The organism is Streptomyces sp. GS7 (assembly GCF_009834125.1).
GTDB lineage: Bacteria > Actinomycetota > Actinomycetes > Streptomycetales > Streptomycetaceae > Streptomyces.
Genome location: NZ_CP047146.1, coordinates 1578949 through 1591954 on the forward strand (window position 1 = coordinate 1578949; position 13006 = coordinate 1591954).

Here is a 13006-nt window from a genome sequence, read left to right on the forward strand (position 1 = left end):
GAATAGGCGCCATGAGCGCTCGTACAGACTCCGCCAGCCCGCACCGCGCCGGCTTCGCCTGCTTCGTCGGCCGCCCCAACGCGGGCAAGTCCACCCTCACGAACGCTCTCGTGGGTACGAAGGTGGCCATCACCTCCAACCGGCCGCAGACCACCCGCCACACCGTCCGCGGCATCGTGCACCGGCCCGACGCCCAGCTGGTCCTCGTCGACACCCCTGGCCTGCACAAGCCGCGCACCCTGCTCGGCGAGCGCCTGAACGACGTCGTCCGCACCACCTGGTCCGAGGTCGACGTCATCGGCTTCTGCCTGCCCGCCGACCAGAAGATCGGCCCCGGCGACCGCTATATCGCCGGTGAGCTGGCGGACATCAAGAAGACCCCCAAGGTCGCCATCGTCACCAAGACCGACCTCGTCGACTCCAAGGCGCTGGCCGCCCAGCTGATCGCCATCGACCAGCTCGGCAGGGAACTGGGCATCGAGTGGGCCGAGATCATCCCGGTCTCCGCCGTCGGCGACACCCAGGTCTCGCTGCTCGCGGACCTGCTCGTACCGCTCCTCCCCGAGGGCCCGGCGCTCTACCCCGAGGGCGACCTCACCGACGAGCCCGAGCAGGTCATGGTCGCCGAACTGATCCGCGAGGCCGCGCTGGAAGGCGTACGTGACGAGCTTCCGCACTCCATCGCCGTCGTCGTCGAGGAGATGATCCCCCGCGAGGACCGCCCCGCCGACAAGCCGCTGCTCGACGTCCACGCCAACATCTACATCGAGCGCCCCAGCCAGAAGGGCATCATCATCGGCCCGAAGGGCCGGCGCCTGAAGGAGGTCGGCACGAAGTCCCGCAAGCACATCGAAGCGCTGCTGGGCACGCCGGTCTTCCTGGACCTGCACGTCAAGGTCGCCAAGGACTGGCAGAGGGACCCGAAGCAACTGCGGAAGTTGGGCTTTTAGCCGGTTCGCTGCGCTTGGCTGGCTTCCCACGTTTTTGGCTTTCCCGCCGTGGGGGTTCGCGTGTTTGCGCCTTCGGCGCGGGGTGTTGTCCGCTGCGCGGGGCTGTTGGGGTGCGGTGGCGGTCCTGCGGGGGTGGTGTGCAGGACTGCTTCGCTTTACGTCCTGCACACCACCCCCTCCGGCCCGCCCCCTCCCGTTGGGGGAGGGGAAAAACGGTGGGTGGGGGCTTGGGCGAGTGGTCCGCTGACGGTTTCCCTCCACCTGTGAACCGGCACGGTCCCACTCACGATCACCCCGTCCTGGTTTATCCACCCACTCACGGGAGGGGGCGGGCCGGAGGGGTGGGGTGTCCGGACGTAAAGCGAAGCAGTCCGGACACCCCACCCCGCAGGACCGCCACCGCACCCGACAGCCCCGCGCAGCGGACCCGCCCGCCGCAGGCGCAACGGCGAACAACTCCCGCGGTGGGTCAGCAGGCGACGTGGGAAGCCGCCTCGCGTCAGGCGCACGGCGGGAAAGCCAAATACGTGGGAATCAGGCCAAGCGCAGCGCCCCGCGGAACCAGTGGAAAGACGCCTTCCGCGTCCGCGCCAGCGTCCTCGCGTCGACATGGACGAGGCCGAACCGCTGCGCGTATCCCTCGGCCCATTCGAAGTTGTCGAGCAGGGTCCAGACGAAGTAGCCGCGGACGTCGGCGCCGGCTTCGATCGCCCGGTGCAGTGCCCGCAGGTGCCCGTCCAGGAAGGCGATCCGCTCGGTGTCGTCGATGCCGTCGTAGGAGCAGCCGTTCTCGGTGATCAGGATCGGCGGCAGGCTCGCCCCGTACCGGTCGCGGAAGGACAGCAGCAGCTCGGTGAGTGCCTCGGGGACCACCGGCCAGTCGAAGGCGGTCCGCGGGTAGCCTTCGATCTTCCGCGGGGAGAAGGGGAGTTCGGGCGGCAGCGCGATCCCGGCGAAGTCGGCGGGGCCGGCCGTGTCCGGGTGCGGGGCGCCGACCCGGGTCGGCTGGTAGTAGTTGATGCCGTACCAGTCCAGCGGTGCGGAGATCACCGTCAGGTCGTCGGCGACCGGGCCCGGCAGCAGGGCCGCGAGTCCGTCGTCCGGGTAGCGGCCGAGCAGCAGCGGGTCCGCGAAGAGCCGGTTGAGGAGCAGGTCGTAGAGGTCGGCGGCGGCCGTGTCGGCCGCGGAGTCGGACGCCGGCCAGGTCGGGCCGTGCGAGTTGGCGATGCCGATGCCGGTGGCGCCGCGGGCGCGCAGCGCCTGGACGGCCAGGCCGTGGCCGAGCAGCAGGTGATGGGCGGCGGGCAGTGCGTCGAAGAGCAGGGTGCGGCCGGGTGCGTGCTGGCCCAGGCCGTAGCCGAGCAGGGTCAGCTCGGCCGGTTCGTTGAGGGTGATCCAGCGCTCCACCCGGTCCCCGAGCCGGGCCGCCACCGCGTCCGCGTACGCCGCGAAGTGCTCGGCGGTGTCCCGGGCGAGCCAGCCGCCGCCTTCTTCCAGGGCCTGCGGGGTGTCCCAGTGGAACAGCGTCGGCACCGGCGCGATCCCGGCCGCCAGCAGGGTGTCCACCAGCCGGTCGTAGAAGTCCAGCCCGGCTCCGTTGACCGCACCGGCGCCGTCCGGCACCACGCGCGGCCAGGCCACCGAGAAGCGGTACGCGCCGACGCCCAGCTCCTCGATCAGCGCCACGTCCTCGCGGTAGCGGTGGTAGTGGTCGGTGGCCACCCGGGCGTCGGACCCGTCCTTGATGTGCCCGGCCTGCGCCGCGAACACGTCCCAGGTGGACCGCCCCCGCCCGTCCTCGTCCACCGCGCCCTCGATCTGCGGGGCGGAGGTGGCGACTCCCCAGAGGAAGCCGTCGGGGAAGCGGGGGAGGGGCGACGACGCCGGCACGGTGGTCATGGGCGGGATCCTCGTAACCGCCGGTAATGCCTGTCAAGGTGTGGGCGGGGCAGGGGAGTTGGTCGGCCGGTGCGCGTTATGCGCCTTCGTTCAGTAGCCGCGTGATCAGCTCCCGCTGGTCCTCGGTGAGGTGGGGGTCGGCGCAGTGGACCGTCTTCCCGTCGACGGTGATCTCGTAGCGGAAGCCGTCCGGCACCCCGGGCGGGGGAACGGGGTGGGCGTCGGCGACGGCCCGGTGGGCGAGGGCCTGCCAGTCGGCGGCGTCGGGGCGGCCGTCGGTGTCGACCTCGGCGCGGCGCTCGATGCCGGCGAAGCCGCCGGTGCGCCGGATGTGGATACGCATACCGGGCTCCTACCCCGCGGGGCGGCGGTAGTCGTGCCGAGGGGCGGGAACGGCACCCGGCCGCCCCGCCCCGCGGGCGCCGGGCTACTTCTTCCCGGTCACCCCGACCTCCGACCACGCCTTGACCATCGCGTCGTGCTCCGCGCCCGCGCCGTAGCGCGCCTGGGCGGCCTGGACGGTGAGCGCGGCGAAGTCCGCGAACTGGGCGTTCTTGGCCAGGTGGCCGCCGGTGAGCACGTCGTACCAGACCTGGCCGGCCCGCTCCCACGCCTTGCCGCCGAGGGTGCTGGCGGCGATGTAGAAGGCGTGGTTGGGGATCCCCGAATTGAGGTGCACCCCGCCGTTGTCGTCGGTGGTCGTGACGTACCCGGCCATCGTCGCGGGCTGCGGGTCCTTGCCCAGCTGGGGGTCGTCGTACGCGGTCCCGGGCGCCTTCATGGAGCGCAGGGCCTTGCCGTGGACGCCCGGGGCGAGCAGGTCGGCGCCGATGAGCCAGTCGGCCTGGTCGGCGGTCTGGCCGAGCGCGTACTGCTTGATCAGCGAGCCGAAGACATCGGAGATCGACTCGTTGAGAGCGCCGGACTGGCCCTGGTAGTCGAGGGCGGCGGTGTACTGGGTGACGCCGTGGGTCAGCTCGTGGCCGATGACGTCGACGGGGATGGTGAAGTCCCGGAAGAGCCGGCCGTCGCCGTCGCCGAAGACCATCCGCTCGCCGTCCCAGAAGGCGTTGTCGTACTTGACGCCGTAGTGGACGGTGGCGTCCAGCGGCAGGCCCTTGCCGTCGATGGACTTGCGGCCGTACGCCTTCAGGTAGAACGCGAAGGTGGCGCCGAGGCCCGACTGGGCGCGGTTGACGGAGGCGTCCTTGGAGGGGCCGTCGGACTCGGCGTGGACTTCGGTGCCGGGGAGGTTCTGCTCGTGGCCGGCGTCGTAGATCGTGCGGTGGGGCTGGTCGGCGGCGGCGCGGGCCTCCTTGGGGGCGGCCGCGCGGCCGGCGAGGTCGGTGCGCCGGGTGCGGTGCCGGGCGTCGTGCTCCAGGGTGCTGCGGGCGGGTCCGTGCAGCTCCGGGTCGTCGGAGTCGGCGAGGTTGCCGAGGATGTGCGGCGGCACGATCGTGCAGAAGACGGGCGTGGTGGGGGCGGTGCGCTTCCGGGTCACGTTGTGGTCCATGGACAAACGGTGGCACTGTGTAATCCGCCTGTCACTGCCGTTGGGCGAGATTCCCGAAAACGTGTGGTTGGTCGCATTTTCTCTGCTCCGTCCATCCGGTCCCGCATACTGATACGCGTCCGCCGGATCCCACCGACCTCGGCTAAGGTGCTGCACATCATGCGTTTCGGGCTGCTTCTCCTTAGCTGCCGCGGCGAGGGCCTGTAGTCGTAGGCCGACCCCCTCCCCGCGGGATCTGGTGCTGCGTTCGACCGTCGGCCGTCCTTACGGATCTCCCGAGGAGCCCTACGCAATGTCGCAGCCTGTCGGCCGCCCCACCCCGATCACCAACGCCACCCGCACGCAGCAGCCGTCCGGGATGCCGATCCACAAGTACCGCCCCTACGAGGCCGTGGACATCCCCGACCGCACCTGGCCGGACGGGCGCATCACCCAGGCCCCCCGCTGGCTCTCCACCGACCTGCGCGACGGCAACCAGGCGCTGATCGACCCGATGTCGCCGGCCCGCAAGCGCGAGATGTTCGACCTGCTGGTGCGCATGGGCTACAAGGAGATCGAGGTCGGCTTCCCGTCGTCCGGTGAGACCGACTTCGCCTTCGTCCGCTCCATCATCGAAGAGGGCGCGATCCCCGAGGACGTGACCATCTCCGTCCTGACCCAGGCCCGCGAGGAGCTGATCGAGCGGACCGTGGAATCGCTGGTCGGTGCGCGGCGCGCCACCGTCCACCTCTACAACGCCACCGCGCCCACCTTCCGCCGGGTCGTCTTCCGCGGCTCGAAGGAGCAGGTCAAGCAGATCGCCGTGGACGGCACCCGGCTGGTGATGGAGTACGCCGACAAGCTGCTCGGCGACGAGACGGCCTTCGGCTACCAGTACAGCCCGGAGATCTTCACCGACACCGAGCTGGACTTCGCGCTGGAGGTCTGCGAGGGGGTGATGGACGTCTGGCAGCCCGAGGAGGGCCGCGAGATCATCCTCAACCTGCCCGCCACCGTGGAGCGTTCGACGCCGTCCACGCACGCCGACCGCTTCGAGTGGATGAGCCGCAACCTCTCCCGCCGCGAGCACGTGTGCCTGTCGGTACACCCGCACAACGACCGCGGTACCGCCGTCGCCGCCGCCGAGCTGGCCATCATGGCGGGCGCGGACCGCATCGAGGGCTGCCTGTTCGGGCAGGGCGAGCGCACCGGCAACGTCGACCTGGTCACCCTGGGCATGAACCTCTTCTCCCAGGGCGTCGACCCGCAGATCGACTTCTCGCAGATCGACGAGATCCGCCGCACCAGCGAGTACTGCAACCAGATGGAGGTCCACCCGCGCCACCCCTACGCGGGCGACCTGGTCTACACCGCCTTCTCCGGCTCCCACCAGGACGCCATCAAGAAGGGCTTCGACGCCATGGAGGCCGACGCCGCGGCCCAGGGCAGGACCGTCGACGACATCGAGTGGGCGGTGCCGTACCTGCCCATCGACCCCAAGGACGTCGGCCGCTCCTACGAGGCGGTCATCCGCGTCAACTCGCAGTCCGGCAAGGGCGGTATCGCCTACGTCCTGAAGAACGACCACAAGCTGGACCTGCCGCGCCGGATGCAGATCGAGTTCTCCCGGATCATCCAGGAGAAGACCGACGCCGAGGGCGGCGAGGTCACCCCGGCCGCCATCTGGTCCGTCTTCCAGGACGAGTACCTGCCCAACCCGCACGACCCGTGGGGCCGTATCCAGGTCAAGACCGGGCAGACCACCACCGACAAGGACGGCGTCGACACCCTCACCGTCGAGGCCGAGGTGGACGGTGCCGAGACGGTCCTGGTCGGCTCCGGCAACGGCCCGATCTCCGCGTTCTTCCACGCGCTCCAGGGCATCGGCGTGGACGCCCGGCTGCTGGACTACCAGGAGCACACCATGAGCGAGGGCGCCTCCGCGCAGGCCGCCTCGTACATCGAGTGCGCGATCGACGGCCGGGTCCTGTGGGGCATCGGCATCGACGCGAACACCACCCGGGCCTCGCTCAAGGCGGTCGTCTCCGCCGTCAACCGCGCGGGCCGCTGACCCCGGCCACGCCACGCCACGCCCCGCCCCTCCCTCCGGGAAGGGGCGGGGCCCCGCGTATTCCGGCCATGTGTCCGGGCGTTGTCCGATACGGGGTACTGACGGCGCATCACCAATGTGGCTAACATCACGTACCGAACGGCGACGGGGCCGTGGGGGTACCTCCCCATGTCGTCAGGGCTTCGGGGGAGTTACGGAGGCAGACGTGATGCGCAACTTGGGTGTGACGGGAGTGCGCACGTCCTGGCGTACCGTCGCCGACGGCGAGTTCTTCTGTCCCGACTGCGGCGGCGACCGCAACTACCTCCGCCGCACCGGCCGGCGCCGCCTCACCCTCCTCGGGGTCCCGGTCCTGTCCCGCGGCACCGCCGGACCCGTCCTCGAATGCTCCGCCTGCCAGGGCCACTTCGGGCCGGACGCCCTCGACCACCCCACCACCGTCCGCTTCTCGGCGATGCTCCGGGACGCCGTGCACACCCTGACCCTGGCACTCCTGGCGGCCGGCGGCACGTCCTCCCGCACGGTCCGCGACACCGCCGTCGACACGGTCCGCGCGGCCGGATTCGACGACTGTTCCGAGGACCAGCTGCTCACCCTCCTCGCCGCGCTCGCCGCCGACAGCGGCCGGCTCACCGGCACCTACGACGCGGTCACCGGCGGGCACTGCGGAGCGCAGGGCCTCGACCCGTGCGGCACCGCGCTGGCCATAGAGCTCCACGAGGCGCTGGAGCCGCTGGCGCCCCATCTCGCCCCGGCCGGACGGGAGTCGCTGCTCCTCCAGGGTGCCCGCATCGCCCTCGCCGACGGCTCCTACACCCCCGCCGAACGCGAGGTGCTCGGCACGGTCGGCGCCGCCCTGACGCTCCGCCCGGCCGACGTGCACCGGCTGCTCGCCGCCGCGGCCCGCACCCCGAGGTAGCCGCGAAAAGACGCCGACGGCCCCGCCACCGGGAAGGTGGCGGGGCCGTCGGCGGCGTACGGGAACGGCGGCGGGCTCAGCCGGCCGTCAGCCGCACCGGCAGGCTGCGCAGCCCGCCCGCGATGAAACCGCCCGCGGGCGCCAACTCGCCGGGCTCCACGGCCAGTCGCATGTCCGGGAAGCGGTCGAAGAGGGCCGGGAGCGCGGTGCGGGCCTCCAGGCGGGCCAGCGGCGCCCCGATGCAGTGGTGGACGCCGTGGCCGAACGCCAGATGCTCCTGGCTCGTCCGCCGGACGTCGAAGGCCGCCGCGTCCGGGCCGTGCTGCGCCGCGTCGCGGCCCGCCGCCGCGTACATCGGGAGCAGCGCCTCGCCCTTGCGGATCACCTCGCCGTGCGGCAGCTCGATGTCCGCGACGGCGAAGCGCAGCGGGAGACTGGCGATGCTGGGGGACCAGCGGAGCGTCTCCTCGATGACGTCGTTCCAGGAGACGGTGCCGTCGAGGACCAGCCGGAGCTGCTCGGGGTGGGTCAGCAGCGCGTACACCGCGTTGCCGAGCAGGTCGACGGTGGTCTCGTGGCCGGCGCCGATGACCAGGATCAGGGTGTCCAGCAGCTCCCGCTCCGTCATCCCCTGGCCCTCGTCGTCCCGCGCGGCGACCAGCAGGCTCGTCAGGTCGTCGGCGGGCTGTGCGCGCTTGGCGGCGACCAGGTCGCCGAGCAGCGCGTCGACCGACACCCAGGTCGCGCTCGCCTGCTCGGGCGTGGCCGTGGTGTCCATGATCTCCGCGACGATCCGGGCCAGTTCGACCCGCGGCCGCCCCTCGGGGTAGCCGAACAGCTCGCAGATCACCTGCATCGGCAGCGGGTGGTTGAAGGACTCGCGCAGATCGACGACCTCGCCGGCGGGGCGCGCCGCGAGGCCGTCCAGTAACGCGCGGGTGACCTGCTCCACCCGCGGCACCATGGCGTCGGTGCGGCGGGCGGTGAACGCCGGGGCGATCAGCTTGCGCAGCCGCCGGTGGTCGGCGCCGTACGCGGTGAACATGTTCGTCACGCCGATCCACGACTGCAGCCAGCTGCCGCGGATCTCCTCGCGCTGCCACTCCGGCCAGTGGGCCCGGGGGTCCTTGGACACCCGGTCGTCGGTCAGCAGCTCCTTCAGCAGGCCGTGGCCGGTGATCGCCCAGGCCGGGATGGAGCCGGGCAGCTCGATCCGGGCCGCCGGGCCTAGTTCGCGGAGGCGGGCTGCCTCGCCGTGGATGTCGGTGCCGGCCGGGTCGATGACATAGCGCTCTGCTCGCTGTTGTGCCATGGCGTGGCTCCTGCCTGGTCCGGGGTGATGGGGGTGAAGCGGGCCGGGAGGGCGGCCAGCGCCCGGTGGAAGGCCCCGTTGCGCCACTCCAGCTCACTGTGGTCGACGGCGAGTTCGATGTCCGAGAGCCAGGCGGTCAGCCGCTCGATCGCGGTGGTGGCGATCAGCAGCGCGTGCCGCTTCACGGGGCAGGCGTGCGGGCCCGCCGCCCACGACAGGTGCGAGCCGCTGCCCGAGCCGGGCGCCAGCACCTCCGTGGTGTCGAACTGGCTGTTGGCCGCCGCGTACGAGACCATCACCAGCTGCCCGGCGCGCACCCAGGTGCCGTGGAAGAAGACGTCGCGGACCGGGAAGTGGGCGGAGTAGTTGGTCAGCGGCGGGTCGTTCCACAGCACCTCGTTGATCGCGTCGTGCACGGTCAGCGCGCCGCCGGACAGGGTGTTGTAGTAGCGGTCGTCGGACAGCATCCGCGACAGGGCGTTGCCGATGAGGTTGGCGAGCGGCTCGTTGCCGGCGCCCATCACGAGGATGATCTGGTGGATCAGTTCCTCGTCGTTGAGCGCGTTGGGGTGGTCCATGAACCACGACGTGAGGTCCGGCCCGCGCGCCCCCTTCTTCGCGCCGACCAGCTCCATGATGTACGTGGTGAACGCCTCGTTGGCGGCGGCGGCCTCCTCGGGGGAATTGCCCTCCAGCATTCCCCCGATGGCCGCGATGAGCCGTTCGCTGTAGGAGTCCGGCAGCCCGAAGAGGCTGTTGAACATCAGGAGCGGGATCAGCCGCGCGTAGTCGGCGATCAGGTCGGCCTCGCCCCGGGCGCCGAAGCGCTGGATCAGGGTGTCCGCGGCATGCTGCACGCGGGCGCGCAGTTCGTGCGGCTCGACGAGCTTGAAGCTGTCGACGATGACGTCCCGGTAGCGGACGTGCGCCGGCCCGTCGCTGTAGAAGACGTTGGGGCGCCACATCAGCATCGGCATGACCGGGGTGTCCTGCGGGACGGTGGTCATCCACTCCCGGGAGTCCTTGGACCAGGTGGCGTCGTCGTTCAGCAGGTCGAGCGCGGCCCGGTAGTCGGTCACCAGCATCGCGGTCACGTCGGGCGCGATCTCCACCGGCGCCAGCGCCCCGTACTGGCGCAGATGCCGGTAGAAGCGGTGCGGGTCGGCGGCGAAGTCCGGTCCGTACAGCTTCACCGGTGCGTGCGCGTCCGGCTGGGCCGGCGCCTGGTGCTGCGGCGCCCCGTGCGCCGGGCAGCCCGGCGGCGGCGCCTGCTCCTGCGGCGGGGGGACGGCCTGCGCGGGGCAGGACGGCGATGGTGCGGCGCCCGGCTGGTACGGGGAAGTCACGGGTTCGGGTTCTCCTCGGGGAGGTTGTCCAGGACATGGCGGACGAGTGCGATCAGCGCGTCGACGGACTGCTCCTTGTCGCGGGCGTCGCACAGCACCAGCGGTGTGTCCGGGTGCAGATCGAGTGCGTCGCGGAGCTTTTCCACGTCGTACTGCGGGGCGTCCGGGAAGGTGTTGACCGCGACCGCGTACCGCAGCCCGGCCTCCTCGACGATGTCCATCACCTCGAACGAGTCCGCCAGCCGGCGGGTGTCCGCGAGGACCAGGGCGCCCAGCGCGCCGCGTGCGATGTCCTGCCACAGCGGGCGGAAGCGTTTCTGCCCGGGTGTGCCGAACAGGTACAGCACCAGGTCCCCGGGCAGCGTCAGCCGCCCGAAGTCGATGGCGACGGTGGTGGTGGTCTTGTCCCGGACACCGGCGAGGTCGTCGACCATCGCGCCGGACTGCGTCATGACCTCTTCGGTGTGCAGCGGTTGGATTTCCGAGAGCGCACGGATCAGCGTGGTCTTGCCGACCCCGAACGGGCCCGCGACCAGCAGCTTCACCAGCGTCTGGCGGTCGCCGTCGAGGTACATGCCGCCGGTTCCGGGACCGGTGCTAGGACTTGAGAGAGCGGAGTCCATCGAGAACCCTCTCCAGGATCTGCCGGTCGAATTGCTCGGCTTCGGGTATGGGGACTCGGGCGTGCAGGCGCCCGGCATCGACGAGGTCGGCCACCAGCACCTTCACCACGCTGACGGGCAGGTGGAGATGGGCGGCCACCTCGGCCAGAGTCAGCGCCCCGGGCTGGAGCAGCTCCAGGATCCGGTGCTCTTCGGGGCGTACCTCACTGGTGATCGGCATGTCCACGCCGTGCAGCACGGTCAGCCGGTCCAACGTGTTGCGGCTCGGCTGGGCGCGTCCGCCGGTCGCCAGATAGGCCGGTACGAGGCGCCGTCCGCCGCTCTGGCGGGGCGTCATGCCGGTGTACCGGTGTCCCGGGCGCGGCTGTTCATGACCTTGCTGCCCAGGGTCGTCACCTGGATCTGCATGTGGTGCGCGACGACGCCCATGTTCACCTCCGGACCGGCGAAGACGGCGAGGCAGGTGTTCTCCCCCGCTGGAATCGCGAAGACGAAACCTTCCTCCGACTCGATGACCGTCTGCCGCAGCCGGGTGTCGGTCTTCTCGGCGAACGCCGCGGTCACCGCGCGCCCCGCCCCCTGGAGCGCGGACATCATCGCCGCCACGCCCTCCGCGGCCTCCCGCGAAAGGCCCGGCGAGGCGCCCTCGATGAAGCCGTCGCCGGAGATGACGGCGGCGTGGACAACGTGCGGCAGCTCCAACAGAGGAGCCAGCACCCAGGACTTGTCCTCGGCGACACGGCGGCGGGTGGGGCTGTTCATGACTCGGTGTTCCCTTCGGGACGGCGAGGGGGGTCTGACTGGGCTGCGGCCCGCCCGGACTCGGTGCCTTGCTGGAGCGCCGCCCAGCGGGACGCCGTCTCCTCCGGGGAGCGCAGGTTGATCGTGCTGTCGTCGTGCGGGTCGGCCTGCTCCTCGGACAGCGGCTTACGGCGCCGCCGGCGCGGCAACCCGCCGTCGGCCTGCGGGACTTCGGCGGACGGTGCGGACGGCGCGGTGGCAGGACGGGCAGCGGCCCCGATGTCCCCGGTGCCCCCGGTGACCCCCGCGGCGCTGGCCGGAGCCGCGGCCCCGGTCGGCAGCACGGACGCCGCCGACGACGACCGGTCGCGCACCCCGGCACCGGTCCCGGCGGCGGAAGCGCGCGGCATCGGCGCCATCACCGACATCGGCTGCGCCGCCTCGTCCAGCACGGTCAGCAGCGGATCACCCTGGATGTAGACCACGGCCCGCACCCCGCCGTACGGCGACGGCTCCACATGCACCCCGAACCCGTACTGCCGCACCAGCTGACCGGCGGCCGCGAAACCCGACCGCGGCGGATCGCCCAGCTGCGTCAGCAGCAGGCTGTCGTCCCCCGCCAGCAGCTCCATCGCGTGCTTGATCTCGTCATCGTGCATCCCGACGCCGTAGTCGTCGATGATCACCGAAGCGCCGCGGTTGCCCTGCTGGAGGGTGACGGTCACCGGAAGTTCCCGGTGCGAGTGGTGCAGCGCGTTCGCCAGCAGCTCGGTGACGGTGATCGCGATCGGCTCGACGGCCCGCGCCACCACGGCGACCGGATCCCGCAGCTGATTGCTGATCTGCACCCGCTCGTAACCCCGCAGCCGCGACGTGGCGCCCACGACCAGCTCCGCGAGATACGAGTCCTCCCGCGTCAGCCCCGGCCACGCACCGCACACCACACCCGTCGCCTGCACCCGCCGCAGCGCCTGCTCGTTGAGGAAGTCCGCGTCCAGCAGATCCTGCGCGATCTGCGGGTCGTCGTACTTGTGCTGCATGTCCTGCAACGCCGTCTGCAGCCGGTACAGCAGTGCCTGGATCGTCGTCGTGGCCCCCCGCAGCGTCGACTGCGCCGCCGCGTCGACCCGCTGCCGCTCCTTGGTGATCGCCTCGCCGACCTGCTCCAGTACGCCGCTCAGCGCCTCATCGGTCTCCGACCCGGCGAACCGGCCGTCCAGCAGCCCCCGTACGGGCACATGCGGATGGGCCAGCGCCATCGTCAGGTCGGGCAGCCGCGCCCCGGCCAGATGCCGGATCTCGGCCTCCGTGGCCCGCAGCCGGGCCGACAGCTCCGTGTTGCTGTGGAGTGTGGCGCTGCTGTGCTCCTCGGCGGCGGCCAGTCGCGCTCTGAGGGCCTTGCGCTGTCCGCTCGCCCGGATCGAGAGCGCCGCCAGCACCACGGCGGCGGCCGTACCTGCGCTGAGGCACCACAACAGCGCCTCGGGTATGGATGTCATCGGGATCCTCGTTTGGGGACTGACGGGGATGATGGCCGGCCGTCACGGCTGCCGTGCCGCCGATCATCACCGGATGCTACCTGCCACCTGACGCCGTGTGAGGGCCCTCGACGTGCAGCGACGGAGAAGTGTGGAAGGTCGCATTCCGACGGTG

General features: G+C 71.4%; 12 protein-coding genes. 3 read left to right on the forward strand and 9 right to left on the reverse strand.

Features of this window, described 5'->3' with window-relative positions:
* Window positions 1-11: 11 nt before the first annotated feature.
* The gene (gene era / locus GR130_RS06615) at window positions 12-950 is read left to right on the forward strand and encodes a GTPase Era (RefSeq protein ID WP_159503836.1); all 939 of its coding nucleotides are present in this window, start codon (window positions 12-14) and stop codon (window positions 948-950) included.
* 534 nt (window positions 951-1484) lie between these two features.
* Here the strand turns inward: era and GR130_RS06620 are convergent.
* From GR130_RS06620 to GR130_RS06630, 3 genes are all read right to left on the reverse strand, one after another.
* Window positions 1485-2849: a GH1 family beta-glucosidase gene (locus GR130_RS06620; protein ID WP_159503837.1), complete on the reverse strand. Its 1365-nt coding sequence runs from the start codon at window positions 2847-2849 to the stop codon at window positions 1485-1487.
* 76 nt (window positions 2850-2925) lie between these two features.
* The gene (locus GR130_RS06625) at window positions 2926-3192 is read right to left on the reverse strand and encodes a protealysin inhibitor emfourin (RefSeq protein WP_159503838.1); all 267 of its coding nucleotides are present in this window, start codon (window positions 3190-3192) and stop codon (window positions 2926-2928) included.
* Window positions 3193-3276: 84 nt separating this feature from the next.
* Window positions 3277-4362 (reverse strand): M4 family metallopeptidase, encoded by a 1086-nt coding sequence (locus GR130_RS06630; RefSeq protein ID WP_159503839.1) that lies wholly within the window; start codon window positions 4360-4362, stop codon window positions 3277-3279.
* 292 nt (window positions 4363-4654) lie between these two features.
* Here GR130_RS06630 and leuA point away from each other — a divergent pair, with 292 nt between their 5' ends.
* Window positions 4655-6412: a 2-isopropylmalate synthase gene (leuA, locus tag GR130_RS06635; RefSeq protein ID WP_159503840.1), complete on the forward strand. Its 1758-nt coding sequence runs from the start codon at window positions 4655-4657 to the stop codon at window positions 6410-6412.
* Window positions 6413-6620: 208 nt separating this feature from the next.
* Window positions 6621-7331: a TerB family tellurite resistance protein gene (locus GR130_RS06640; protein ID WP_159509792.1), complete on the forward strand. Its 711-nt coding sequence runs from the start codon at window positions 6621-6623 to the stop codon at window positions 7329-7331.
* Window positions 7332-7407: 76 nt separating this feature from the next.
* Here GR130_RS06640 and GR130_RS06645 read toward each other — a convergent pair whose 3' ends face one another.
* From GR130_RS06645 to GR130_RS06670, 6 genes are read right to left on the reverse strand one after another with little or no spacing between them, the layout of a single operon-like run.
* The gene (locus GR130_RS06645; RefSeq protein ID WP_159503841.1) at window positions 7408-8643 is read right to left on the reverse strand and encodes a cytochrome P450 family protein; all 1236 of its coding nucleotides are present in this window, start codon (window positions 8641-8643) and stop codon (window positions 7408-7410) included.
* On the reverse strand, window positions 8559-9989 hold the full coding sequence (locus tag GR130_RS06650; protein WP_159503842.1) for a cytochrome P450: 1431 nt from the start codon (window positions 9987-9989) through the stop codon (window positions 8559-8561). The genes GR130_RS06645 and GR130_RS06650 overlap by 85 nt, the downstream gene beginning before the upstream one ends.
* Entirely contained in the window at window positions 9986-10564 is a 579-nt protein-coding gene (locus GR130_RS06655; protein ID WP_159503843.1) for a GTP-binding protein, read from the reverse strand. The genes GR130_RS06650 and GR130_RS06655 overlap by 4 nt, the downstream gene beginning before the upstream one ends.
* Window positions 10565-10586: 22 nt before the next feature.
* Entirely contained in the window at window positions 10587-10949 is a 363-nt protein-coding gene (locus GR130_RS06660; RefSeq protein WP_159503844.1) for a DUF742 domain-containing protein, read from the reverse strand.
* Window positions 10946-11374: a roadblock/LC7 domain-containing protein gene (locus tag GR130_RS06665; RefSeq protein WP_159503845.1), complete on the reverse strand. Its 429-nt coding sequence runs from the start codon at window positions 11372-11374 to the stop codon at window positions 10946-10948. Before GR130_RS06665 ends, GR130_RS06660 begins: the two co-directional genes overlap by 4 nt.
* Window positions 11371-12852: an ATP-binding protein gene (locus GR130_RS06670; protein WP_159503846.1), complete on the reverse strand. Its 1482-nt coding sequence runs from the start codon at window positions 12850-12852 to the stop codon at window positions 11371-11373. Before GR130_RS06670 ends, GR130_RS06665 begins: the two co-directional genes overlap by 4 nt.
* Between the last annotated feature and the right edge of the window lie 154 nt (window positions 12853-13006).